Here is a 24,433-nt window from a genome sequence, read left to right as displayed (position 1 = left end):
TATGCCGGACGGCCCGGCCCGGTACGCGTCCCTCCCGGTGGGAGCCGTTCCGATGGCCCGATGCACCTCCGGCACCCACCCGCCCCCAGTGGCCGGGTTCGATCGCTCGCCGGTGAAGTGGTCAAGTTCCGCTGGCAGTTGCCTGTTGTCAGCCGACACGGACGGCTGTTTGACTGGACCAGGGCGCCCGGCCCGGTGTTCCGGGCCCGGTCCCCTCCGGCCGCCGCCGGGCCGGACCGCCCGACACACCCGGGCCGCTCGAAGACACGGACAGGGGTGCTGGATGAGCAGCGAGCACGACACCGCGAAACCGACGCCGGACCGGCCGGTGCCCGGCGGGTTCGACGAACGGCTGGCCCGGCTGATCACCATCTACTACGCCGGCGAGCGCAAACGCCCCGGCTACGCGCGGCTGGCCCGGGAGATCTCCGAGAAGACCGGCCGGGCCATCTCCGGCACCTACCTCTGGGAGCTCGCCACCGGGCGGAAACACAACGTGACGCTGCATCAGGTCGGTGTACTGGCAGACTTCTTCGGCGTACCGACTGACTACTTCGTGGACGACGAGGTGGCCGCCCGCGTCGACGCCCAGCTCCAACTCGCCGCCGCCCTAAGAGACACCCGCGTACGCAACCTCGCGCTGCGCGCCGACGGACTGTCACCCGCCACCCTCGACGCCCTGCTGACCATGGTCAACGAGGCACGGAAAGTCCAGAACCTCCCGGTCGACGACTCCGCCGGGCCACCCCCAAACGAGGGAGGCCCCGGAGCCTAGCCCCCACCACCCCGCCGGGCCCCGCGGCGACCCGTGGCCGGACACCGTCACGCGCGCATTCCGCCCGCCGCCCCAGCCCCCGCCTCGCAGGAGAGCAGATGTCCTTGTGCGATACCCGATTACGCCGCCGCCGGTGCGAGGCCGCGATGGCCGGACTCCGGCTCCCCCAGCCCTTCTCCGTACCGGAGCTCTGCAGGCAGGTCGCCGAGCGGCGCGGCCGGCCCCTGCACCTCCACCCGCTACCGGCCGCCGCCGCGGCGGCGGGTACCTGCGGGCTGTGGCTCGGCACCGAGGCCGCCGACCACATCTTCTACGAGCAGCGCACCGGGCGGCTCCATCAGGAACACATCGTGCTCCACGAACTGGCCCACATCCTCCTGGACCACCACCGCATCGTCCCGGGCGGGGCGGGCACCGAGCGACTGCTCCCCGACCTGGACCGACAGCTCGTCCGCCGGCTGATGCCCCGCGCCGACTACTCCACCCCCCAGGAGCGGGAGGCCGAGACCCTCGCCACCATGCTCCGGCTCGGCGGCGCGGCTCCCGCCCGCCGCCCGGACCAGGTGCTGGACCGGCTGCGGGACGCCACCGGAGTGTGGCCCTGACATGGCGGCACACGTGCCCGCCTGGCTGGTCTGGTACCAGCCGCTGACCACCGGATTCCTGGTCGCCGCGGTCCTCTCCAGCCTGCCCGGTGCCGTCCGCCGCCCCCGGCAGCGCCTGTTGTGGGGCGGCGTGGCGCTGGCCGCCGTCGCCATGGTGCTCGACCTGCCGCCCTTCCGGCACGCCTCCCGCACGTCCGGCGCGCCCTGGGCCCTGCCCCTGGCCAGGAACGCCGCCGGAGTCCTCTCGGCTGGCGCCGTCCTGCTCTTCGTGGCCCAGGCGGCGGACAAGCCCCGGCTGCGCACCGCGGTACGGGCCGGGGCCCCGATCGCCCTGACGCTGCTGTCGGCACTGGTGCTCGCCGAACGTACCCGCGCGCCCACGCCGGTGGACGGCGTGCTCCGGGTCACCCACTCGGCGCTCTACTGGCTGGTCCTCGGCGGCATCCACCTCGCGGCCAACGCCGCCTGCGCGACGCTCTGCCTCCGCCACGGCCGCCGCACGGCCGACCGGGGACTCGGCCTGAGCCTCAGACTCTTCGGCGCCGGCGCGGTCTGCGCGGGGATCTACTGGGTCGGCCGGCTCGCCATGGCCCTGACCCCTGCATCGCTGCCCGGCGAAGGCGTAGCGCTGCGGCTGGTCATCGGGCTGCACGCGGTGCTGCGCGGGGCCGCACTGCTCGTCCCCCTGCTCGGCGCGGCCCGCCGGGCCGCCGCCGACGCCCGCGCCCTGTGGCGGTTGTGGCCGCTCTGGCACGACCTGGTCCGGGCATCGCCCCAGGTGGTGCTCGACGGCTACCGCTCCCGATGCGCCGAACTGCTGACCCCGCCCTCCCACTGGCGCTTCCTCGCCTACCGCAAGGTGATCGAGACCCGGGACGCTTTGCTGGTGCTCCGGGACCGCGCCGGACCGGCCGCCCTCGACTGCACGCAACGCCGACCGGCCGACCCGCTCGGCAGCGAGGAAGCCGTCGAACCCGCTTGCCTGTTCGGCGGAGGCTGCGCCCAGCAGCCCCGTTCCGCCCCGCCCGCCGCACCCGGGGCCGGCCCGATGGGCGACGGCGGGACGGCCGTGACCGCCGAGGTCGCCTTCCTGCACCACGCCTCCCACCACTGCCCGGCCCTCCGCCTGTTCCGGTCCGACGCCGGGCCTGGCGAGGACGGCAGCCGACGCACCGCCTGAGCCCCCGGGCTCCCGGCCAAGCGGCCCTAGGCCCGTCTTCAAAGATCATCCGTGAGGATCAGTGAGGGCCGGGCGGTGGTCTGCTGGTGGCGGCCGAGGATCATCAGGGTGCGGACCTGGGTGGCGAGCTGGCTGATGGCGGGGGTGCGGATGGTGACGAACGCGGAGTGGTAGGCCAGGCGTTCGTCGGCGCTGCGGGGCGGGTCGCCGGGCTGGGGCGGGGCGGGCGGTTCGGTGGTGGCGAAGCGGTGCCAGCCCTGTGGTCAGGGGCCAGGACGGCTCGGCCGTGTTGCCGCTGCCCGGGTCGGCGGGTGCGCTGCTCGGGTTCTGCGCTGCGGGGCGTGGGCGGGTGTTCACCACTTGTCGGCTTCCTCGTATGCGTCGTAGAGCCCGAATCCGGCGGCCGCGGCGGGGCGGGTGTCGTCGTCGGGGAGGTCGTCGAGTTCGTCGATGCTGTCGTCCTCGTCGTGCTGCGCCAACTCGTCGTGCTGCGCCGGCGCGCTGGTTGTGGGGCCGGTGCCGAGGTGCGGGTGCCGGGCGGCGGGAATGGGCAGCGTGGTGGCGCGGGCGAGGAGGGCTTGTTCGGTGGTGGTGGCGTGGCCGCTGTGGACGCGGCGCATGAGCTGGTCGAGGGCGTCGGCCAGGTCGGCTTCGTGCTGCTGGCTGTCGTCGTGGTTGCTGTGCTGGGCGTGGGTGCGGATGTGCTGCCAGGTGTGGTCGTTGAATGGCTGGTGGACGTGGTCGCGGTGGATCCAGGGGATTTCGGCGAGGTGGCTGTCGGTGAGGCGGATCCAGATCTGGCGGACGTCGTGGGGGTTGTAGTGGATCTCCCATTTTCCGTCGCGGCCGGCGACGGGGGAGGCCTGCCCGCGGTAGGGGGCGAGGAAGTCCGCGTCGTAGGTGCGGTGGTGGATGCGGATGCCGGCGGGGGTGATGGCCTGCCAGCGCACGGGCAGCAGCTCGAGGTAGTCACGGCCGGTCAGCGGGACGGGCACATGACCGGCGACGGCGACCAGCGCGGCCCACATCTGGTTCGGCGTGAGGGCCTTGCGGGGCATCAGCGGGTGGCGCAGGCCTTCATGGGGCCGGTGGTGGTAGTGCACCAGCCATTCGTCGAGGAGGTCCTGGAGCTGGGGGACGCTGTAGCAGGCGTCTTTCTCGGTGTCGGGGCCGCGGCGGGTGACGTCAGATCCGGTGTAGCCGGGCAGGTGCTGACAGAACAGCGCGTTGATGGTGCCGAAGGTCCGCTCGACGATGCCTTTGGCGGTCGGTGCGTGGGGCGGGGCGGGCTGGACGCTGATGCCGAGGTGTTCGCAGGCGGCGGTGAACACGGCGGAGACGAAGACTTTGCCGCGGTCGACGACGATCGTCTCGGGCAGGACGACGGGCCGGGCCGCCGCGCCGGCCAGCCGCTCGTCGAGTGCGGCCAGCCGCTGGTGGGGGAGTGCGGGGCCGTGGTCCATGCGCAGGACGCCCGGCCAGGTGGGCCGGGCGGGGTGGGGCACGGCCATTTCCGCGAGCAGCAGGGCGGCGTCGACGGCCTTGTCGCGCTCGGGCACAGCACGGCGGCGAGGATGACGCGGGTGGCGACGTCGACGGCGATGGTGAGTTCGGGCCGGGCCAGGCGCCCGTCGTCGAAGAGGGCGAGGACGTCCAGGCGGGTGGTGTCGACCTGGACCTGTTCGCCGGGCCGCAGTGCCGTAGCGGGGGTGAAGGCCCGCCCGTCGACGCTCGCCGGCACCTGCCTTACGGGCCCGGTGGGCAGTTCACCGGGCCGGGCGAGAGCGGTGACGAGCCGGTACAGCGTGGCCTGCGACGGCGCGGGCACCGTGCCGGGGCCGTGCCGGTCCTGAAGGATCTGCCTGATGAGCGGGAACAGGCCGTTGATGGTGCCCCTGGAGCGGCCGCGGCGGCGGCGCAGCGCTTCGCGGACGGCGGCGACGACCCGCTCGTCGGCCCGCCCGGTGAGGCTGGAAGCACGGGTGGTGCGGTGGTCGAGCAGCCCCCACAGGCCCTGTTTGCGGTAGGCCAGGCGCATGCGCTGCACCGTGGTGCGTGACACCCGGCCGAACCCGAGCGCGGTCAGCTCTTCCGCTTTGGCCTGCTCGCGTTCGGCCAGCGTGTGCCGCTCCGGGTCGTACTGCGGTCGCACTGTTCCTTCGCTGCCGGGCCCGCCGGGCAGGCCGCATTCGACTTCCCTGACGTGCCGCTGCCAGGCCAGCGCCTTATCGCGTGCCGCAGCGGGGGCGGTCTCGAACAGCCCCCACTGCGGGGCCGCCTGCGGTACTTCGGCGCCGATGACGGTGAAGCCGGGGTCGGCGAACAAGTGCCCGGCGAGCACGGCCTGGCCGCCGCCGTCCGGGCCGACCAGATGGATGCTCTGCCCCGAGAGGGCGACGACCTGTCACGTCACGCCGCTAAATCGGACGCGCGCACCGACCTTCACGGTCGGCCGGGCACCGCGCCGCGCGGTCACCGGGCGCCTTCTTTCGTGCCCTGGCCGCTCCAGCCCCGCGGCCCGACGAGGGTCCGTTCGTGCAGCGGCGTCGTAAGGTCGGCCGTCAGCTGCCCGCGCCACAGGGCATGGAAGACGGCGGGCAGGACCGCGATCGGGTCGCCGACCGCCCCAGCTCCCTCGATCAGCGGCCGCGGCCGCGCGAACGCCTCCACAACCGCCGCCGCCAGACCGGGGCGGCCGACGTTGCGGGGGTGGCGGTAGCCGGCCAGCCACTTCAGGTTGGCGGCCAGCACGTCGTCGAGCGGCAGCAGACGCCGGGAGGCCCAGCCGATGTCCGCGCACGCCTGCGCGACCGCCTCGGCGGCGTTCCTCGCGCGTTCGCCGCCCGCGTCGGGGTGGCCCGGGCAGTCGGCGAGCAGCGCGGTGCCATCGGCACGGCGGGCGAAAAGCTGCGGCACCCAGGAACGCACCTGACCGCGCGGGGTGCGCCACAGCAGCCGCACCGGCCGCCCCGCCAGGCCCGTCATGTCCCGATCGCGGTCCAGGACCATCAGCTGCACGCGCATCGCGTTCGACCCCGCGGCCACGTGCCGCCCGGTGGTCGCCGACCACCACAGGCCCGGCCCCCAGCGTCGCCCCGGGACCACCGTAAACGCCGACACCGGCGGCAACTCCTCGAACGCCACGGTCAGGGCGGCATCCGCCCACCGCTGCTGCACCGCTTGCCCACCGGGTCGAGGAACACCGCCTCGAACCCGCCGCCCTGGTCCACGCCCGCCCGCCCTGCCCGGCCCCGGGCTGCTCCTGTGCTGCTCACCCGTGCCAGCCAAGCCGCTCCCGCCCGCCCGGACGGCCGTTTTCAGTGTTCCTGCCACGAACGAGTGCCGTATCAGCTAACAGCCGACTTCTCCCCGGCGCACCGTGCTCAGCCGCCCGCCTCGTGCCCGTCCGCGGTCAGCATCTCCCGGAGCACCTCGACGGGCATGTCCACCCACCGGGCCATCTCTTCCAGGGGCACGCCGCCGTTCACCGCCGCCAGAGCGGTCCGCTTCCAGGCGTTCTCGATCAGGCCGGCGCTGTGACCGAGGCCGCGCAGCAGCCGCCGGGCGACGTCGGCGGTCGGACCACTGTGCACCCCGCGTAGTTGCAGCAGCTGCTCCTGGACGCTGTCCAGCGTGCTGGTAATCAGCATCCGCTGCTCGGCGGGCACCGCAGCCCGCCACATCGTCCCCGACCCGGGCGCCTTCTTCTCCTTGCCCAGCACCCGCAGCTGCCCGGCCATGGTTGCAGCCTGGTGTTCCTGCCGCAGCCACCACGGGTCGTTGTCGTACCCGGGCGGCCCGCCGGCGGAGCGACGAAGGCGGATGACCCTGCCCATCCACGCGATGAGCGGCCCGCCGTGGTCAGCCGCGGCCAGCGGCCCCAGCCACGCACGCCTCAGCCGCTCACCCAGCCTGCGACAGAACAACCCGTCCACGGGCAGCGCCCGCGGACGCCCGGCACCGCTGTCCACCCACACCAGCTCCGCCATCGCCGGGTCCAGCAGCGCCTCGGCCACCGCCACCACCTCCGGGAAGACGACCGCATCCCGCCCCACGACCCGCCACCGCTCCAGATCACCCCCCGCATCCCCGCCCGCAACCAGGTGCAGGCGCCGCGGCCACACCGTCTCCCGCTCCCAGCCGAAAGCCTGCTCCCACCACCGGGCCACCACCGCCCGCGCCAGCGCGAACACCCGCTCCGGCCCCGCACCGCCCGACGCCCACCGCCGCTGCGCCGCCACCACCTCCGGCAGGCCACGCAGATCAAGATGCTCCAGCGGCTGATCGGCGTCCGCGTCCAGCAGCCACCGCCCATGCCGCACGCACACCCGCTCCCACCGCGGCGCATACCGCACCACCCGCACAGCCGCCCCCGTACGCCGGGCCGCACACAGCCGGCAGCCGAAGGCCACCGGACCGGCCACCGCGCCACCGGTACGCCACAGTCCCACCGGATCACCAGCTCCGGCGCGCAGCTTCGCATCCTCCACCGCCCAGGACGGCAACGCCCGCGCCAGCACCTCCTCCACCACGCCGCACAGGCCTGCCAGGAGCCGGCGGCCGGCCGCATTCAGCAGCACCTCGGCATCGGCCCGCGCGCCCCCGCCCTCGTGCCCGGGCGGATGGTTGCGCCACTTCCAGCACGCCCGCAGCACCTTCGCTTCCATCCCGTAGCAGGCCGCGATGCGACACAGGAGTGAGCACGTTGTCTCGCCGGGCAGAGGCACTACGCGGAAGATCCCTACAGCCATCGCACCAGGCTCCCGCACGGAGACAAACCACGGCAGCCGTTCATCCGGCGCGCAGTGAGCACTGACGGTCCCGGCCGGATATCGATGTTGTTGCCTCGCTCGGTGACGCAACAACACCCCGCCAGCGCACGCAGCGGGCCGGGCGGCGCCGATGGCCGCGACGGCGAGCACGTCCGACGATCCGCTGCTCGCCCTTTCGGTAAGGGGCGTCGGCACCAGCCCTCCCGGCGGGACTCCCGCGGGCGGGCGCTCTGCCCATCTTTGGCGCGGCGACTTGTGTTTCTGCTGGTCAGATGGGGGATAGCGTGGCAACTGAGGCTGATGGAAAAAAAGTTGGCCCATGGCATCCGGATTCGGGCCTCCCGGCGCGTGTAAGGGGTGAGGGCGTCAACGCCCTCACCAACGAGTCGATGATGGGAGGCCGGTCTGGTGACCTGGCTCGAGTGGATGGGAGCGGGTGGGATCTCGGTCCCGCTGATGTTCCTGGCGTACTACGCGCTGCGCCGTACCAAGAGCGCGGTGGAGATGTGCCTGAAGGCGTACCTGCAGGCGCGCACGGAGCGCGAGCAGCGCGCGACGATGATCGCGATGGCGGCGGCGCTGCCGGAGGGCGGGGCCGCGGCCCGCTTCGAGGAAGGGCAGCCGGCCTGGCTGTTCTACAAGCACTCAGAGCAGGGCCAGGCGGCGATCGTCACGCGGGAGGCTGCGTGACCGAGCCCGACCGGGGCACGGACTTCGCGGCGTTCGTCCTCGAGACTAGCGCGGCGTTCTCCCGCGTGGCCCGGGCCGAAGCAGGCGGCGACCTGCACAGCGCAGAAGATGCTGTGCAGGTCGCCTACATGCGCATGTTCACGTCGTGGGAAAAGATCGTAGCGCGGCCCGGGAACCGGGCCGCCTACGGCCGCACCGCAGTCAGGCACGCGGTCATCGACCAATTCCGGCGTAACCAGCGCGTCACCCCTGCACTGTCGCAGGAACTGCCCGAACAGGAATCCCGGATCGGTATCCCTGATGCCGCCTACGAAATGATCAAAGAGGGTATCGATGAACTAGTCACAAAACTTCCCGACCGGCAGCGGCAGGTCATCACCCTGTGCGTTCTCCAGGACATCAGCCCTGAAGACGCCGGGAAGCGCCTGCGCCTTAAGGAGGAGTCGGTGAAGAGCTACATCCGCATGGCCGTCAAGAACCTGAAGAAGTACGTCAACGAGACCGCCGAGGAGGGAACCGCATGAGCACCTGGGACCAGGAACACCAGCAGAGCGCCATCCGGCTCCTCGCCGTATGGGCCCTGCTCGAACGCTGCGAGCAGGCACTTTCAAAGAGCCCGCGGACACCCGAGGACTCGGTACAGACGGAGGGGGGCCAGCCTGCCGGCTGGCCCCCGGGCCCCGCCCCCTGCCCAGACGACCGAGAGCACACCGAAGCCAAGAGCGAACTCGTACTCCTGCTGGCACGTGAATGTGCTCATAAAACCACCGCACAAGAAACACGCCGAATCGCGGAACTCCTGGAGTACCTAAACCGCGACGAAGAGGCATTGTGCTGGTGGCAATGGGCAGCAGAACGAGGCGACGAAGACGCGCGGGACTATCTTGAGCTCCTCCGTGCCGAAAGGCAGGAACAAGAGAACCCGCCAGTTGAGTCTCCAGCACCTTCGGAACTGGAAAACAGGGCAGCACTGTATGTGTGGAAAGCTAGTGGAACAAACGCTGGATCACACACATTCGCGGCCGTGCAACTGGCGTTGAGTGCTGCAGTCAACCCAGAGCTGAGCGAAGACGCGAAGCAACTGGTGAGGGAAATCGAGAAGTACTTGCAGCACCCTGATCGCATGACAGACGGAAGGCGACGCTAATGCGTAACACTCCTCTGCCATGCCCAAAGGAAACGGGAGACGCTCTGTAGGCAGACCCATCATGAGTGCCTCACGCTGGGGCACAACGACTCGTTGCGACAGCGGCCCGCCACCGGCGGGCCGCTGTCGCATTCCCGGCACGTGAAACGACTCACGCACCCAGCAGAGACCGCCTCGCGAAGATGAGCCCCCGCAACGCCCGAACCGTCGACGTCGTCTCGCGGAAGGAGACCGAGGCCGCCGGCTCGGCCTGGCATCAGGAATAGTCCCGGGGCACGCCCTCGCTGCCGGGCCGCGGGCGTCGGACAGGCACTCGTGGCACCCCCGACTCCGGGCGGGGCGCCGGGGGTAGTCGCTCGGCCCGGAGCCCCGTCCGTGCGCAGGGAATCAGGGCCTGGCGGGCGTCGTCTGGTCGGCCTGGAACTGCTGGCGGCGCGGGCGGTCCCCCGTGTGTCCCCTCGCCGCCGCTGCCCCGTCCCCGGCCCGCCCCGTGCGGCTGCCGCGCCCTCGCGGTCTTGCCGCGCCGCGCTGCGCGCGTTCACCGCCACCGCGCCGCGATCGGGCGGTCGTAGCATTCCATCTCCACCACTGAGCCCTGGCCCCGCGCCGCCTGTGTCCCGAGCTGCCGTGCACCCGTACTGTGTCGCACGCCGCCGGGTGGCCCGGGCCGCCACCCCCGCCAGCTTCCCGGCCCTCAGCGTCGAGGGCGGCCTGTGGGCGAGGAGGTACTGGCCGGTGCCGACGCCCGCCTCCTGGTCCTGGTGGTGGTCGCCGCGTCGCCCCGCCCTCGCCGCGCCGCGGGTCCGCTCCGGCCCGGGGCCGGGCACGCTACCTCCGAACAGCACCGGACCCCGGGCGCTGAGAGGCCCGGGGTCCGGTCATGGCGCAAGAGGCGATCAGAGGCTGTCCGGGACGGCCTGCGGGACCGTCACCGGCCTTGCCCAGTCCATGCCCAGCTCTGCGAGCGCGGCGAGCTGGTCGGCGCCCAGCCGGTCCCTCCTCGACTTGGTGTTCGACGTCCATACGCCCAGCTTCACGGTCACCGGCTCGCCGTTGACCGTGATCTCTTCGCTGTGCCCCCTTGGCACAGGCCGGTCACCCTCGCGTTCCACCCACTGCGTGAGGGCCATGAGGCCCCGCTGGAACGCCGCCTGCGCCTTACTCGGGCCTTTCGTCGTGCGCGAGGCCGCCGGCGCGGGAGACGGCGCCTCAGCGGGCTGCACGCCCAGCTTCGACAGCCGCTCCTGTTGCTCGGGAAGAAGCTGCGCCCAGGTGCCCGGTTTCTTCTGCCGCTCCAGCCACTGCCCGATGTCGTCACCCTCGAACAGCACCCCGGGCTGGATCTCGGGCAGGCTGCCGTCGGCGTCGATCAGGTCCGCGAGGATGCGGTAGTGACGCTGCCAGTCCAGAGGCCACGGGCAGTTCCAGTCCTCATCGACCGCAGCCAGCTGCTTCGCGCGCTCCGCGGCCCGCTCGGGGTCCTTCCCGAGGCCGCCTTTGCGGCGGAGGTTGGCCATGTGCTGGCCCACCGGCACCACTGCCTCGCCTTCGCCCCAGACCGCGTCCTGGCGGGGAGCGAGGTGCCCTGTGGCCCGCCGGTAGGAGCGGAGCGCGGCGAGTTTGTTCTCCCAGGCTTCTTCACCGGGCTCCCACACCATCCCGGCCTCAGGGGCGTCCAGCAGGGTCTTGCGCCGATCCTCCAGCTCACCTGCTCGCAGGGCCTTCCGCTGCTGGTGGACCCATCGCCCGAGGGGAAAATCTTTCGTCGCACCCACGGGGGTCTCAACGTCGTAGGGCACGGCGTAGAGCCCGGTGATCTCGTTCTCCGCCCGCCACCGGATGAGGGCTTGGTAGCCCTCCAGCCAGACCAGGGACTCCGGCCGGTACACCCGGGTACGCAGAAACGCGGCGATCGTCCCCGCGTCCCGGGGAGAGGAGAAGTGGAGCAGGGCCGAATCGGCGGCGGCCTGCGTGTCGTCCTGCTCCTGGTCCTCGCTCCCCTCACCGCCGGCGCCGACGATCCGCCCCTCCTCATCACGCTGAACGTGCACCTTGCGCTCGTGCTTGCCCCGGGACAGGGCGCGGGAGGCGAGCTGCTCAACGAGTCGTTCATCGTGGGAGCGCAGCCCTTTTATCTAGAGGCGGCGGAGCGTCCAGGCACGTTTGTTGTGGGTGTGGCCTGTTGGTATGTCGTGTCTCTCGAGAGGTATGGCGTCTTCGCGGCGAGGCTGCGGGTGCAAGGGAGTGGTTTGTGATCTTTTTCTGGTCTGCGTGGGTGTCGGTGGGTGGAGGTAGGGTCGCGGGACGCGGGGCTCCCGAGGGCGGGGAGCTTGCATGGTGTCTTGGGGAGTGAGGCCGGGTGGGGCTGCCGGGTGGGGCCGCAGACAAGGCGGGTAACCGGTACGAGGACTGGTGGACCGCGTTGCGGGTGGCGGACGTGCTGCGGGGGCGGGCGTCGCGGATCCGTCTGGAGCCTCCGGGCCGGGCGGGTGCCGGGATCGAGTTCGAGGTCGAGGAGGCCGACGGCACCTGGTGTGAGCAGGTGAAGGATGTCCCCTCCAAGGGGGCGTGGACCCTGGACGCGGTGGGGAAGGTTCTTAAAGCGGTCGCCGGGCACCTTGCCCAGGGCAAAAAGGTGCGCCTCGTGCTGTCCACCGGGGCTCCTGAGCTACGCGATCTTGCCGAACGCGCCCGGGCCGCCGAATCGCTCGCCGAGTTCGAGGAGGTCCTCACCAAGGCCCAGGGCCCTCGCTTCGTTTCGGTGATTGAGAATTGGTCCGTGAATGGCGTGCCGGTTGGCCGGGATGTCGGCTGGCGGTATCTGCAGGCCGTGTACGTGGAGCACCATCCTCCGGAGACCCTGCGGCGCCTGGTGTCCATGACCTACGAGCTGCTGTTCGTCGGGGACCCGGAAGTCATCGTCCAGCAGCTGAGCGGCTATCTGGACGAGCACCTTCACCAGCGCCTCACCGCCCTCCAGATCCGCGGTCATCTGCTGACCGTGCCGGGGGTGCGCCCGCGGCTGCTGGCCGGGGACACCGGCACGCTGACGGCCCTAGCCGGCACCGTGGAGCGGTTCGTGCGGCGCGTGGACCGGGACAGACCTGTCTTCGGGCTGGCCGCCCGGCCGCACGCGGAGCAGCTGTACGCGCGTTTGGTGGCCGAGGACGGCCCGCAGACCGTGGTGTGTGAGGGCGGAGCGGGTTCGGGGAAGTCGACGGTCGTCGCCGATGTCCTGGCCCGGCTGGCCAAGCGGGGGTGGCCGGTGGCCGCGGTCCGGATGGACGGGGCCGACGCGAGCATGCAGACGGCCAAGGACCTGGGGACCAGGATGAGCCTGCCGGACTCGCCAGTGGTGCTGCTGGCCGGTGTTGCGGACGGAGACCCGGCGCTGTTGGTGATCGACCAACTGGATGCGGTCAGCACCTACAGCGGTCGGATGTCGGACGCCTACGAGGCCGTGGAGGACGTGCTGGCGCAGTTGTCCGTCGCCCCGAACGTCAAGGTGCTCCTGGTGGCCCGCACCGTCGACATCGACAACGATCCGAGACTGACGAAGCTGGTGGCCGACCGTGCCCGGGTGGCACGGTTCCCCCTCGGGGTGTTGGACATCGAACAGGTGTGCGCAACCCTGGCCGCCGGCGGGACGGATCCCGACAGTCTGGGCCCGGTGACATTGGAGCTGCTGCGGACTCCCTTGCATCTGTCGGTCTTCGGCCGTCTGTCTCCTACGGCGCGTACCGCTTCCTACCGGACCCTGCAGCAGCTGTACACGCGCTACACCGACGAGGTCCGCGAGGGGATCGAGCAACAGCTCGGAGCACTGGACTGGCCGGGGATCACCGGCGCGCTGTGCGCCTCCATGAGCGAGCGCGAAACGCTCCAGGCTGCGGTGGCCCTGCTCGACGGGTTCCCCCGTCGGCAGGTCAGGGCCCTGGAGTCGCATGGCGTGCTGGTACGCGACGCGGAGGAAATCGGGTTCTTCCACGAGACGTACTTCGATTTCCTCTTCGCCCGGTCCTTTATCTCTGCCGGAGAGGACATCCACGATTTTCTGGCCGACTCCGGCCAGCACCTGTTCCGGCGAGCCCAGACAAGGCAGATCCTCGAGCACCTCGCCGGCACGGACCGCGAACGCTTCCGCACCACAGTGGCCCGGCTCCTGGGCTCCGACCGGATCCGCTCGCACCTGCATGATGTGATCATCACGGTCCTCGGGCAGCTCGATGCCACCCTGCCGGACTGGGAGGCCATCGAACCGCTCGCCTGGGGTCAGGTCCCTGTGGCGGGCAAGGTGCGCGGTCTGCTCGCCCTGCCGCAGTGGTTCGACGCCGCTGACCACGATCAGAGGTGGGAGCGCTGGCTGGGCACGCCGCAGACCGCTGATGCTGCGTTCCCTGAACTACTGGCCGTCGCGCGGCACCGGCCCGAGCGCGTCGCGGAGCTGGTGCGACCGTACGTGGGCACCACGCCGCAGTGGCGGCGCCGGCTGGTGGGGCTGATCGAGTGGGCGCTCACACCTGATCTCGTCGACCTTGCCGTCGATCTGATCGACCGAGGGTATGCGGATGAGGCCAGGGGGCCGATCGCGGTCAACAGCGACTTCTGGTCGCTCCTCTACGGCCTGTCCGAAACCCACCCCGCTCCCGCTGCCCGCCTTGTCGGCGCCTATCTGCGTCGTCACCTTGCCCGTGCGCGCGCCGACGGATCCGGCGACCCCTTCGCGTCCGAGCACTTGTCCACGAACTCACAGGTGGCCGACACGGTCCTCTCCCGCATCGCGCAAGCCGAGCCGGAAACCTACGTCGACCAGGTTCTGCCCTTCGTCATCGACGTGGCCACCGCTAGCAGCGCGGGCCGCACCGGCTCCCACGACCTCGGTGGCCGCTGGGCCTACCGCCTTGTGGGCGGCCGCAGTGTCGACACCGCCTTGCTGGCCGCCCTCGACACGGCACTGCGCTCCCTGGCCGGCCAGGCCCCGGCTGCCGCTGCCGATGCCCTGCGGCAACTGACCGCCTCGCCGGTTCAGGAGCTGCGCTTCCTCGCCTGCCGCCTGCATACTGCCCTGGGGCGGCCCGATGAGGCGATCGCCTGGCTCCTGACCGATGAGCACAACCTGCGCCTGGGATGGGTGGACAGCGCGCGCTGGGCCTCGCGCGAACTCATCGAGACCACGACCCCCCACTGCACGGACGAGATGCTGGACCGCTTGACCGCGGTGCTGCTCGGCTACTACCCGGCGTGGGAGCGCCGACGGCAGAAGGGGCAGCGCAGCGCCTGGGGCCGGAGCCAGTACGAGCTGCTGTCGGCGATCTGCCCCTCGCGCCGTAGTGAAGTGGTACGCCGTCGGCTCGCCGAATGGGACCGCAAGTTTCCTGGCCACGTACCGTCGCCACCGACACCAATTCAGGCTGGGGTCGTCGGCTCGCCGATCAGTGACCATGCGGCCCGACACATGACTGATGACCAGTGGTGCCGTGCCCTGGACAAGTACGCCCAGCCCCAACCCGAACGGTTCTGGCCTCTCCGAGGAGGCATCCACGAGCTCGCCCGGACACTGTGCAGCCGCGCGCAACAGGAACCCGACCGCTTCACCGACTTCGCCTTCACTCTCGGCCCGGGCTCACCAGCCGCCTACCTCTGCGCGATCGTGGAGGCGGTCGCGCCCCATCTGGATGCCGACCGCTGGGAACGACTGGCCCTCCACACCCACCAGACGCTCGGCTCCGAGGCAGCGCCCACGATCTGCCGCACCCTGCAGGCGGCCCCGCAGAACTTCACTCCTGCTCTGCTCCCGGCGCTCGACGGCTACACCACAGACCTCCGTCCCGAACATGACATCCGTCATCCCGATGCCGAAGGAACCCGCACGGATCTGCTGACCGCCGGCATGAACGCCACCCGGGGCCAGGCAGCACTCACCGTTGCTGCCCTGCTCTTCCACGACAGCCAGCACCTGCACGTGCTGACGCCTCTGGTCACCCGTCTGGCCAACGATCCAGTGCTCGCCGTCCGGGTCTGTGCTGCCGAAGCCGTGCTGGCGCTGATGAAACACGACCCTCAGGTCGCGTTGGACGTCGCCGAGCAGCTACTGACCCACCAGGACACCAATGTCCACAACGCCCCCACCACCCAACAACTGCTCACCCACGCACTGGTCCGCGATTCCTCGCGTTTCGCCCCCCACCTCGGCCGCGCACTTCAAGGTCCCGAGGGTACGGCCGAACTATCGGGACAGACCTGGGCCGTTGCCGCCATCCAGGGGTGTCTTGCCGCAGGCATTCCCAAGGCCGTGCAAGAACTCGGTGACACCGCACGCCGCGGCGCGGCAGCAGTCTTCGCCCGCAACGTCGACCACTATCCGCACCTCATCCCTCTGTTCGGTGATGGCGACGCCGAGGTCCGCAAGAACGCCTCCCTGGCCATGAGGTACGCCTTCGACCTGCCTCCCGCACAGGCCGACGAACTCGTCAGAGCTTTCCTTGACAGCCGGGCGTTCGCCGACCACCTCGAGCATCTCGTCTTTGCCCTCCACGACCACACTGGACCTCTGCCTACCGTGGCCATCGAGGCCTGCGAGCGCATCGTCCAGCACGCGGGCAGGGAACTCGGCGACATCAGAACCCACCGCGCAGCGGACGGCCATCACCTGGTCTCGACGGTTCTCCGCCTCTACCGTCAAAATCCGCCCGCGCTACGGATTCGGTGCCTAGACATCATCGACAGGCTCTCGCAAGCAGGCGCCTACGGGCTGAACGCTGCCCTGGAAAACGAACGCTGACCCAGCTGACCCATGCGCGCCCCTACCTCTGACTCGGCCGAGCGTTATCTGGAGGTGGACTGAGTGAGCGACGAGTGTTCTGGTTGCTGGGAGGCGGGCACCTGACAGAGAGCGCGACTCGGGAAGCCAGTTCGACGGGCCTCCGTTCGTCACGAGCCAGTGGCTTTGCGAGTAGTGGTACTCCTGTCTCACCGGCCGCGTTTGCTCACCAGGGCTTCGTTGGTGTCCCATCTGGATCGAGTCCATACGGCCACCACGCGGTCATGTTGTCGACGAGCCATGGCTCTGCGCCCTCGCGCAGCCATGGTTCCACGCCATCAGAGAAGAAGGTGTCGGGGAAGACGCCGGCGTCAGCGGCTTGCCGAGTAAGAGATTGAGCCTTTTCAACTTCTCCAGCGCGGTATCGCAAGTGGGCGAGCAGTATGTAGGAGCTGGCGTTTCCGAGGTGCGTAATTTGCTGTACGAGATCCTCTATTGAGTCTTCTTCCCCTGTCTGGCGCAGTACGTCGGCCAACTCCACAAGGGCGTCGCTGGCGCCTGCACTGATGGCGTCCCGGAGGAGTTCCTTGGATTTCTCGTATTCGCCGCCCTTGCTATACCAGAGGGCGAGGTCGACCAAGGTGTCAGGTTCGCCGAGTTCGGCGGCTCGTCGAGCAAAAACTTCCGCTTCAGGCAGGTCTCCGGACTTCGCACGCAAGTGCGCGAGAAATATCGAAGCGTCACTGTCTCCCGAGACTTCTACGGCCTGACGCGCATGGTGTTCGGCTTCTTCTGGGTCCTCATCGAACCACGGGTTTCGAGCAGTCATTAGTGGAGCGCCATCTACGGTAAATTCCATGCGAATTTCGGTAGGCGTCCCATCTTCGGCAGACTGCGTCGTCACCCGCCGTTGTGGTGCGGCCCAGATGTAGCCCATGTAAGGAGCCAGCCTTTTGCTGCACTTGAGCGTTTTGAGTTCATCCCCCTTTGTGCGCAGAAACATGCTGGGAAGGAGGTCCTGAGGTGAGCCGGTGGCATCGACTACCCGACGGGCGAGGTTTTCGGCGTCCTGCGTATCTCTGGCGTCTCTGCGCAACGCAAGGAGTCGCACGAGAGCGCCGACGTGGCCAGCATCTGCCGCCTTCTTCAGATAGTGTTCAGCCCTTTCTCGCTCGCCAGCGTTCTCTTGACACGCCGCGAGCCACAGCAGCGCCCAGATGCTGCCGGCGTCGGCTTCGTGGCGAACAAGTGCATCAACTCCTGCGGCATCTCCAGCGGTTTGACGCATTCGTACAACACATGTCTGGGTGCCGCCGCCGGTGGGCCCACAGACGCCGGAGGCACGGTGAAGATAGAAGGCCCAGTAGAGCCGGTAGCGATGCAGCGCCTCCTGCGCGATCTGCGCAAGGTCATCGGAGTCCGTGATGTGGTCGTGAGCGGAGTGCCAGAAGGAAGCTGGGGGGCACAGCAACGTACGTTCATGGCGGCCGTATTGTTCAAGATAGTCCGCTAGCCGGTACACCGGACCGCGCTTCTGGTTCGCGGAAACCGGGGACGTTACACCCGGGGCCTGACGTGGGTTTCGGGTGCGGATCCGGCGCAGTGGGGCGAGATTTCCGTGGACAGGACGGGCGAGGTCAGCGAGCGCTTCTTCGAACCAGTCATCGGGCAGCGCGTCATATTCGATGTCAGTGAGATAGTCCTCGGCTGCCCCCTCCAGGAACGCGAGCGGGAGACGGACGCCGGCGCCAAGCCGGCGGGCGTCCATGGCAGCCTGCAGCACCGCCCGGGCCGCAGGCTGTGCAGTGTGGTAGCGATGCAGGAGTTCAGGTCCTCCCGCCAGATCTTGTGCCAGGTTCCCGTCCGGGGTGCGCTCAAGAGCGGCTGCGAGCTGTTGGTCGCCAGCATCAGCCAGAGCCTGTGCTGCGGCAATGGCGGCCGCGTCGAACTTGTCGGGGACGTTGATCCGGCGATTGGCGATCAGGGCCCTCACCTGGGCGTGCGGGTCCGCCTGTCCTGGGTGCGGGACGGCCATATACCTATTGGCGTGTTCGGGCCACAAGGTGCCAAGAATCAGGACCGGTCCTCGACTCGGGTCAGACACGAGGGTGGCAAGTGCTGCAGACAGGCGTTCGCCGAATCCATGACCTGCACCTAGGTAGTGCTGGGCCTCGTTCAGCCACACCACAGTCCTAGGACCAAGCTGATCAATTTCGGCCAGAGCGGCCTCGAGCCGGGTGAGATCGAAAGGACGCCACAACCACCACCCGGCAGCTGCCAGCGGCTGGATCGCTTCCCAGCAAGCACGCGTTTTGCCCGTCGACGACGAGCCGATCAGAACCGCCATTTGGCTGGCCCCATTGGCGGCTGCGGCTACGCACCTGGCCAGGTCCTCATCGTGCGGTCGGTGTACATAGCCGGGTAGACCGGATGGGCTGTATGCCCTCGCCGGAGCCACGGACGGCGCGGGCGCGGCAGGATGGACTTCCAGGTCGAGGGGGTCCCAGTCGCTGATCGGCCGACCGCGCACGGCTTCTCCTACGAAGTCCTGGACTGGCGGTATGCGCACCGCGGCTTCGCGCAGGGCCAGCATCGGGCCCACATCCGCCCCCAAGGCTTTCGCCAGGGCCACCAGCGTGGTCTCGGAGGGCACCACTTGGCCGTTCAGCGCCTGGCTGACCGTTGTGCGCCCCAGCCCGGTCCGCTGCTGCAACCCACCCATCTGCAGACCCCGCTGCGCCCTGAGGGTGCGCAGCCGTAGCGCGAGTTCCGCCAAGGGATCCTCGTGCACGTCCCCCATGTCCTGCTTCTCCGTCTCTCAAGCGACCGTCTTCGTTCATCTTTGTTCGCCCTGAACCCCGGTGAACACCAGAACCGCGAAATTCGCCGAAGTCCCCGTCGTCGGATGTCCTGGGAAGAAGGCATGAACACCTCATCCATTCAGCTGATGCTCCTGGTCCTGCTCCTCGCGGTCGTCGCGCTCTTCTGCATGCTCGTAGGAGCAGCGGCCGGTCTGCTCGCTCGTATCGACGGAGCCACCTATGCCACCGCTCTGCTGCGCGGTGCCGTGGCCTTTGCGGGCAGTGCCACCCTGTCCCTGGCGCTGCTGACCTTCGTCCTCGCGGTGCTGTGAACCGAGGATGCTTTGTCCTCCTACCTGCAGGCGAGAGCACGGCGCCCGCCCGTGGCGGGCGCTGTTACTGCTCGGCGCTGGGGCCCGGCCAGTGTCAGGGCGTCGACTACAGGACAGGGATTATCTGCCGGTGGTGGCGGTGTGGGGGATGTTTGTTCTGGTTGTCGCCTGCGGTGATGGCGCTGGCCTGAGTGCGATACGCCCCGGTGTTGGTGGTGGTTGTGTTTGTTACGTGGATGCCGAGTTTGTGGCGGAGCGTGCTGTTTCTCCGGTGACGGGTGTGGTGCGGTGGGTGGTGGTCGATGCCCGTTCGTTTGATCTGCAGGCGGAGGCGGTGGCGTTCCTGGCGTCGTTGCGGGCGCGGGGGTGTTCGCCGAACACCGAGCGCGCGTATGCGGGGCGGGTCGCTCTGTACTTGAGCTACTGCCGGATGCGGCGGATGGACTGGCGGACTCCCGGCTTCCTGGATCTGGCTGGGCTGCAGCGGTGGCTGGTCGAGATGCCTGTCCCGCCCCGTGCCGGCCAGGTGCGGCCCGGGCCTGTCCGCTACCGGTCGCGGGGGACGGCGAACGTGATCATGACGGTGGTGGGGGAGTTCCTGCGGTTCGGTGCCGCGCACGGCTGGGTGCCGACCACCACGACGGCGTTGCTGTCGCAGCCGAAGCTCCTGCGCTTCACTCCGCCCGGCTTTGACAGCGGGGAGTCGGGACAGCAGCACCAGGTCGAGGCCGCCGCGTTCCGCTTCAAGGTCACCGAGCCTGGCTATGAGGACCTCAGTGACGAGCAGATCCGCGACCTGATCGCTGTGGCTCCGAGTGCCCGGGACCGTTTCCTGATCGCGTTGCTGGCCTGTACCGGGATGCGGATCGGTGAGGCGCTGGGCCTGCGCCGCGGCGATATGCACCTGCTGGCCTCGTCCCGCGTTGTGGGCTGCGGTGTCGAGGGCCCTCACGTGCATGTCCGCCGCCGCATGGACAATCCCAACCGGGCTCTTGCGAAGTCCCGGCATCACCGCTTTGTGCCGGTCACGGCCGACTTGGTCGCGCTTTACACCGATTACCAGTACGAACGCGACCACATAGCTGAGGCGGCGGAGTCGGAGATGGTGTTTGTGAATCTGTTCCGTGCGCCGCTGGGCCGGGCGATGTCGTATCCGAACGCCAAGGAGATGTTCGACCGGCTGGCCCGCACCGTGGGGTATGCGTGCCGTCCGCACATGCTGCGGCACTCGGCGGCGACCCGCTGGCTGCGCGACGGCGTGGACCGCGATGTGGTGCAGCGGCTGCTGGGCCACGTCTCCCCGTTGTCGATGGAGCGCTACCGGCACGTCGACGACGCCGAAGCACGTGCAGCGGTCGAGCGCGTCGGTTCCCTGACGGAGCGTCCATGAGCATCTCGTCCGCACTCTCGCGACTGCCCGCACCGCGGACCGAAAATGCCGGGGATCTCAACAACGGGGGATGGGCGGCGTGGCTGCAAGGCCATCTCGATCCCGCTTGGCGGCCGAGTGAGTGGCGGCCAGACTGCTGGCTGTTCACCGGGAGCGTGCAGGAGCCACGCAGCTCGGTGTCGCTGTGCCGCACAGTGGCGTGCGACACGGTGGTCTCACCGGCCAATGCCTTCTGCCCTTTCTGTAAGGAGGAGCAGAAGAGGTCGCCGCTGCCCGCGGCAGAGTTCGCGCGGACCTTCGTGCCGGTGCGCAACCGGGTTGCCTTCGGCGGTGTTCCGGAGCAGTGCCGCTTCACGAAAGGCGGGCAGCGCTGTGTCCGGCCCCGCCACTGCAAGGGGCTGTGCGTCATGCACTACACCCAGTGGAAGACCCACACCACCCGCAAGCTCGCCGGCCAGTGGGAGGACACCGCCGTCCCCTACGCCGATACCCCCGCCTGCCCGGTTCCGGCCTGTCCGCTGCCGAGCGTGCAGGTCCGTGGCCTGTGCCGGCACCACGCGCGGTGCTTCCGTGAGCATCGCCGCACTCATCCGGACACCGCCTTGGCGCCGTGGGCGGCGCAGCAGCCCCCGTATCTCGCCCCGCACCAGTTCAGCCTTCTTCCCCTGCCCGAGCTGCTGCGCTACGAGGTTCTTTACGGCCTGCAGCAGGCGGACCCGTGGCTACGTATCTTCAACCCTCCGCACGTTCGCCGTATGGTGCGTGATCTGAACGGCGTCACCACGCTCATCAGCGACATCACGGATCAGCACATGTGCCCGCGTTCCACCAGCGATGTGCTGCGGATGCTCGGCCGTGTCCGTACCGCGGTGCGGGCCGCTCACGCAGAGCACATCGGAACAGCGCCAGCGAAGGACGACGTCCTGGATTTGCGTGCGCTGGGCCAGCGGTCCCGCACCCCGGTGGGCATCAGGACCCCCAAGACCGTTGATCTGCGCACGATCAAGCAGCGGTGGCTGCGCGATCTGCTGCGGACCTGGACGATCCAGCAGCGCCCCGGCGCGGACGAGTTCGGCCGCACTCTGCGCGGTGTCGAGCTCGCCTCACGGGCCCTCGCGCTCCGCCCCGGAACCGACGACCCCGCGCGGCTGCGCTATGACGACGTCACCGCCGTGGTGGAGGCGTTTCGCACCGCGCTCAAGCTGGACGGCGAGCCCGCCGGCTGGAACTACCGGATGTCCATCGCGAGCCACTTCTTCGCCCTGATCGACTACGGCCGCCGTTCCGGAGTGGCGAACAAGCTTTCCGCTGCCTTCGTCCGCGACCCCGCTGCCCACCGGATCCCGCAGGAGGAAGCCAACGAGGACGAGATCGGCAAGGCGATCCCCGAGCCGGTGATCCGCCAGCTCGACGCTCACCTCGACCTCCTTGGCCGAGGGCGGGCCCGCGGTCGGCGCACCCTCGCCTCTGAAGACCTGCAGCTGATGTACCGCACGCTGTACATCCTGCTCAGGGACACCGGACGGCGGCCCCTGGAAATCCTCTCCCTGCCTCGCGACTGCCTGGAGATCCGCCACGACCAGACATCCCTGGTCTGGAACAACCACAAGGCCCGCCGCCACCGCAGGCGCCTGCCCATCACCGCGCCCACCGCCCAGGCCATCCGCACCTGGCGAACCCGCCGAGACCAGCTCCAGCCCAGTCTCCCGCACGCTGGCGCCGACTACCTCTTCCCTGCCCTGACCCCTCTCGCCACCCGCCCCTACCTGCACACCAGCTACCTCAGCGAGACCCTGCGCCACTGGGTCGACTCCATCCCCCACCTGCACGGCGAAGGAACCGACACGGACACGCAGGGCAATCCGCTGTCTTTCGACCGCTCCCTGATCTACGCCTATGCCTTCCGCCATTCCTACGCGCAGCGTCATGCCGACGCGGGCACGCCCCTCGACGTCCTGCGCGAGCTGATGGACCACAAGTCGGTCAGCACCACCCAGCGCTACTACACCGTCTCCCTCAAGCGAAAACGCGACGCCGTCACCAAGCTCGCGGCCCACGTCGTCGACAACCACGGTCGCCCCAGCCCCTGCTCTGACACCGCCTACGAACTCCGTTCCGTGGCCGTCCCCTACGGCGGCTGCACCGAACCCAGCAACGTCAAAGCCGGAGGCAGCTCCTGCCCGATCCGTTTCCAGTGCGCCGGCTGCGGCTTCTACCGCCCCGACCCCTCCTACCTTCCGGCAATTGAGCAGCACCTCAACGAACTGCGCGCCGACCGCGAAACAGCCCAAGCCATGGACGCCGCCGAATTCGTCATCATCAACCTCACGGCCCAGATCACCGCATTCGAGCAAGTCACTGACCGCATGCGACGCCACCTCGCTTCTCTCCCCGCCGCAGAACGCCAGGAGATCGAGGAAGCCAGCACCGTCCTGCGTAGAGCCCGTGCCGGTAACGCACACTCCCTCCTGCCACTCACCGTCATTTCCAGCACGGGCTCAGCATGAACTCACACGGCAACCCGCACACTCTCGCCGAGGCCCGTCGCCGCGACAGCCTCGACAAACGCCAGCGTGTCCTCACCGCGCTCACCGCCCTGGAACAACAGGGCAAGAAGATCACTCACGCCGCAGTCGCTCGAACAGCTGGCGTCTCCACCTGGCTCACCTACGCCGAAGGCATCCGCGAGCACATCAAGGCCGCTCAGCAACGCCATCAGCGCACGAACCCCCGGCCCGCGGACACCCGGAACACCACAGCCACGCTGCGCACTGAGCTCGAGCTGGCCAGGCAGGAGGTCCGGACCCTACGGGAAGACAGAGACCGGATGCGGCAGGCCATCCAGCACCAGCTCGGACAGCAACTCGACGCCCTCAGCACCGCGGACCTGACCGAACGCGTCGACGAGCTCACCGGAGACAACCAACAACTCCAAGAGAGGCTTCGGCAGGTCACCGAAGACAACCACACGCTCCGCAGCCGGGTGACGAGCCTTGAGGCCGACCTGGGCGCAGCACGCACCAGCCTCCGACGAATGATCCGAGAAGAGAACAGGGGCCGTTGAACGACCGGTCATACCTGCTGCCCCGCTGTCATCCTGCCGGTGACGTTTCCTCGGCCCGCCCCCGGCGCGGGCCGGATTGAACCCGCGCTGCGGGCGCTGGTATAGCCGGTCAGCACACTGGCCGGGATGATGTCATGCCCATCGGATGCCGAGTTCGGCAAGCGCGGCGCGTTGTTCCTGGGTGAGCTTGTCGCGCCTCGACTTCGTGTTGGAGACCCATACGCCGAGCCGGACCGCGATCGGCTCGGCCTCGCCGTCGACCGTGATCTCCTCACTGTGTCCCCGCGGCACCGGCCGGTGGGCGCCTTCTCGCTCGACCCACTGCGTAAGGGCCGCAAGTCCGCGCTGGAAGGCCGCTGACGCCTTCCCCGTCGTCTTCCCGGCGCCCTTGGCCGCCGGGACCGGGACGTGCCTCTCAGCGGGCTTGATGCCCAGTGCGGACAGTCGCTCCTGCTGCTCGGTGGACAGCTGCGCCCAGGTGCTCGCCTCTCGCATCCGTGCGAGCCATTTGCCCAGGTCGTCGCCCTCGAACAGCACGCCGGGCTGGATGTCGGGCAGGCGGGCATCCGGCTCGTCTTCGGCGAGGTCGGCAAGGATCCGGTAATGCCGCTGCCAGTCCAGCGGCCACGAGCAGTTCCAGTCCGGGTCGATCGCCGTCAACTGCTGCGCGCGCACCGTGGCCCGCTCCGGGTTCTTCCCGAGACCGTCTTTGCGGCGGAGGTTGGCCATGTGCTGCCCGATGGGCACCATCGCCTCGTCCCCGCCCCAGATCGCGTCTTGCCGGGGTGCGAGGTGCCCGGTGGCTCGCCGGTACGACCGGAGCGCGGCGAGCTTGGTCTCCCACACCTCTTCGCCGGGTTCCCAGACCATTCCGGCCTCGGGTGCGTCCAGCAATTCCTTGCGCCGCGGCTCTAGCT

At 69.5% G+C, this 24,433-nt stretch carries 19 protein-coding genes and 1 pseudogene; 13 read left to right on the top strand and 7 right to left on the bottom strand.

What is annotated here, in order from left to right; all coding sequences use genetic code 11:
• Window positions 1-283 precede the first annotated feature (283 nt).
• The 4 genes from AXW62_RS26125 to AXW62_RS47485 all read left to right on the top strand — a co-directional run bounded on the left by AXW62_RS26125 (window position 284) and on the right by AXW62_RS47485 (window position 2,734).
• Window positions 284-775: a hypothetical protein gene (locus AXW62_RS26125; protein WP_079106103.1), complete on the top strand. Its 492-nt coding sequence runs from the start codon at window positions 284-286 to the stop codon at window positions 773-775.
• Between the two features lie 98 nt (window positions 776-873).
• Window positions 874-1,380 (top strand): hypothetical protein, encoded by a 507-nt coding sequence (locus AXW62_RS26120; protein WP_252368738.1) that lies wholly within the window; start codon window positions 874-876, stop codon window positions 1,378-1,380.
• A gap of 1 nt (window position 1,381) precedes the next feature.
• Entirely contained in the window at window positions 1,382-2,560 is a 1,179-nt protein-coding gene (locus AXW62_RS26115) for an MAB_1171c family putative transporter (RefSeq protein ID WP_060946662.1), read from the top strand.
• Window positions 2,561-2,611: 51 nt separating this feature from the next.
• Complete coding sequence (locus tag AXW62_RS47485) at window positions 2,612-2,734, top strand: hypothetical protein (protein ID WP_435842744.1); 123 nt, start codon at window positions 2,612-2,614, stop codon at window positions 2,732-2,734.
• A 179-nt stretch (window positions 2,735-2,913) separates the two neighbouring features.
• Here the strand turns inward: AXW62_RS47485 and AXW62_RS46960 are convergent, their stop codons facing one another.
• Window positions 2,914-4,119 carry a TnsB C-terminal domain-containing protein gene (locus AXW62_RS46960; RefSeq protein ID WP_306305072.1) on the bottom strand — a complete coding sequence of 402 codons (1,206 nt, stop codon included), beginning with the start codon at window positions 4,117-4,119 and terminating at the stop codon, window positions 2,914-2,916.
• A 281-nt stretch (window positions 4,120-4,400) separates the two neighbouring features.
• Here AXW62_RS46960 and AXW62_RS46955 point away from each other — a divergent pair, with 281 nt between their 5' ends.
• Complete coding sequence (locus tag AXW62_RS46955; RefSeq protein WP_306305071.1) at window positions 4,401-4,619, top strand: hypothetical protein; 219 nt, start codon at window positions 4,401-4,403, stop codon at window positions 4,617-4,619.
• A 413-nt stretch (window positions 4,620-5,032) separates the two neighbouring features.
• On the opposite strand, the gene AXW62_RS26105 is transcribed toward AXW62_RS46955, so the two are convergent.
• The 3 genes from AXW62_RS26105 to AXW62_RS44905 all read right to left on the bottom strand — a co-directional run bounded on the left by AXW62_RS26105 (window position 5,033) and on the right by AXW62_RS44905 (window position 7,227).
• Entirely contained in the window at window positions 5,033-5,680 is a 648-nt protein-coding gene (locus AXW62_RS26105) for a TnsA-like heteromeric transposase endonuclease subunit (RefSeq protein ID WP_252368737.1), read from the bottom strand.
• 26 nt (window positions 5,681-5,706) lie between these two features.
• On the bottom strand, window positions 5,707-5,835 hold the full coding sequence (locus tag AXW62_RS46755) for a hypothetical protein (protein WP_289306024.1): 129 nt from the start codon (window positions 5,833-5,835) through the stop codon (window positions 5,707-5,709).
• A 108-nt stretch (window positions 5,836-5,943) separates the two neighbouring features.
• The gene (locus AXW62_RS44905) at window positions 5,944-7,227 is read right to left on the bottom strand and encodes a DNA-binding protein (RefSeq protein ID WP_252368736.1); all 1,284 of its coding nucleotides are present in this window, start codon (window positions 7,225-7,227) and stop codon (window positions 5,944-5,946) included.
• Between the two features lie 513 nt (window positions 7,228-7,740).
• On the opposite strand from AXW62_RS44905, the gene AXW62_RS26095 reads away from it, so the two are divergent.
• The 3 genes from AXW62_RS26095 to AXW62_RS44125 are packed head-to-tail and all read left to right on the top strand — an operon-like array spanning window position 7,741 to window position 9,169.
• Entirely contained in the window at window positions 7,741-8,022 is a 282-nt protein-coding gene (locus AXW62_RS26095; protein WP_060946659.1) for a hypothetical protein, read from the top strand.
• Window positions 8,019-8,546, top strand: a complete 528-nt coding sequence (locus AXW62_RS26090) for an RNA polymerase sigma factor (RefSeq protein WP_060946658.1) — start codon at window positions 8,019-8,021, stop codon at window positions 8,544-8,546. The genes AXW62_RS26095 and AXW62_RS26090 overlap by 4 nt, the downstream gene beginning before the upstream one ends.
• Entirely contained in the window at window positions 8,543-9,169 is a 627-nt protein-coding gene (locus AXW62_RS44125; protein WP_159060960.1) for a hypothetical protein, read from the top strand. The genes AXW62_RS26090 and AXW62_RS44125 overlap by 4 nt, the downstream gene beginning before the upstream one ends.
• Window positions 9,170-10,065: 896 nt before the next feature.
• Here AXW62_RS44125 and AXW62_RS26085 read toward each other — a convergent pair.
• Window positions 10,066-11,304, bottom strand: a pseudogene (locus AXW62_RS26085) (helicase associated domain-containing protein); the annotation flags it as partial.
• 224 nt (window positions 11,305-11,528) lie between these two features.
• Here AXW62_RS26085 and AXW62_RS46100 point away from each other — a divergent pair.
• A complete protein-coding gene (locus tag AXW62_RS46100) occupies window positions 11,529-15,950 on the top strand; it encodes an NACHT domain-containing protein (protein WP_252368735.1) in 4,422 nt (1,473 codons plus the stop codon).
• Between the two features lie 205 nt (window positions 15,951-16,155).
• On the opposite strand, the gene AXW62_RS46095 is transcribed toward AXW62_RS46100, so the two are convergent.
• A complete protein-coding gene (locus tag AXW62_RS46095; RefSeq protein ID WP_079115796.1) occupies window positions 16,156-18,729 on the bottom strand; it encodes a helix-turn-helix domain-containing protein in 2,574 nt (857 codons plus the stop codon).
• 123 nt (window positions 18,730-18,852) lie between these two features.
• Here AXW62_RS46095 and AXW62_RS44900 point away from each other — a divergent pair, with 123 nt between their 5' ends.
• The 4 genes from AXW62_RS44900 to AXW62_RS26050 all read left to right on the top strand — a co-directional run bounded on the left by AXW62_RS44900 (window position 18,853) and on the right by AXW62_RS26050 (window position 23,516).
• Complete coding sequence (locus tag AXW62_RS44900; protein WP_060946655.1) at window positions 18,853-19,062, top strand: hypothetical protein; 210 nt, start codon at window positions 18,853-18,855, stop codon at window positions 19,060-19,062.
• Window positions 19,063-19,294: 232 nt separating this feature from the next.
• Complete coding sequence (locus AXW62_RS26060) at window positions 19,295-20,452, top strand: tyrosine-type recombinase/integrase (RefSeq protein ID WP_252368734.1); 1,158 nt, start codon at window positions 19,295-19,297, stop codon at window positions 20,450-20,452.
• Window positions 20,449-22,959, top strand: coding sequence for a tyrosine-type recombinase/integrase (locus AXW62_RS26055; RefSeq protein WP_159060959.1), 2,511 nt, complete (start codon window positions 20,449-20,451; stop codon window positions 22,957-22,959). The genes AXW62_RS26060 and AXW62_RS26055 overlap by 4 nt, the downstream gene beginning before the upstream one ends.
• The gene (locus AXW62_RS26050) at window positions 22,956-23,516 is read left to right on the top strand and encodes a DUF6262 family protein (RefSeq protein ID WP_174556433.1); all 561 of its coding nucleotides are present in this window, start codon (window positions 22,956-22,958) and stop codon (window positions 23,514-23,516) included. Before AXW62_RS26055 ends, AXW62_RS26050 begins: the two co-directional genes overlap by 4 nt.
• Before the next feature lie 132 nt (window positions 23,517-23,648).
• Here the strand turns inward: AXW62_RS26050 and AXW62_RS26045 are convergent.
• A partial coding sequence (locus tag AXW62_RS26045) for a helicase associated domain-containing protein (protein ID WP_174556432.1) occupies window positions 23,649-24,433 on the bottom strand: 785 nt, incomplete at its 5' end.

Source organism: Streptomyces hygroscopicus subsp. hygroscopicus (assembly GCF_001553455.1).
Lineage (GTDB): Bacteria > Actinomycetota > Actinomycetes > Streptomycetales > Streptomycetaceae > Streptomyces > Streptomyces hygroscopicus.
This window is presented reverse-complemented; position numbering and strand designations above follow the sequence as displayed.

Excerpts from the sequence above, each read along its gene's own strand:
- AXW62_RS26120 (WP_252368738.1), top strand. The coding sequence starts at position 874 with ATGTCCTTGTGCGATACCCGATTACGCCGCCGCCGGTGCGAGGCCGCG.
- AXW62_RS26050 (WP_174556433.1), top strand. The coding sequence starts at position 22,956 with ATGAACTCACACGGCAACCCGCACACTCTCGCCGAGGCCCGTCGCCGC.
- AXW62_RS44900 (WP_060946655.1), top strand. The coding sequence starts at position 18,853 with ATGAACACCTCATCCATTCAGCTGATGCTCCTGGTCCTGCTCCTCGCG.
- AXW62_RS26115 (WP_060946662.1), top strand. The coding sequence starts at position 1,382 with ATGGCGGCACACGTGCCCGCCTGGCTGGTCTGGTACCAGCCGCTGACC.
- AXW62_RS26055 (WP_159060959.1), top strand. The coding sequence starts at position 20,449 with ATGAGCATCTCGTCCGCACTCTCGCGACTGCCCGCACCGCGGACCGAA.
- AXW62_RS26125 (WP_079106103.1), top strand. The coding sequence starts at position 284 with ATGAGCAGCGAGCACGACACCGCGAAACCGACGCCGGACCGGCCGGTG.
- AXW62_RS44905 (WP_252368736.1), bottom strand. The coding sequence starts at position 7,227 with ATGGAAGCGAAGGTGCTGCGGGCGTGCTGGAAGTGGCGCAACCATCCG.
- AXW62_RS44125 (WP_159060960.1), top strand. The coding sequence starts at position 8,543 with ATGAGCACCTGGGACCAGGAACACCAGCAGAGCGCCATCCGGCTCCTC.
- AXW62_RS46095 (WP_079115796.1), bottom strand. The coding sequence starts at position 18,729 with ATGGGGGACGTGCACGAGGATCCCTTGGCGGAACTCGCGCTACGGCTG.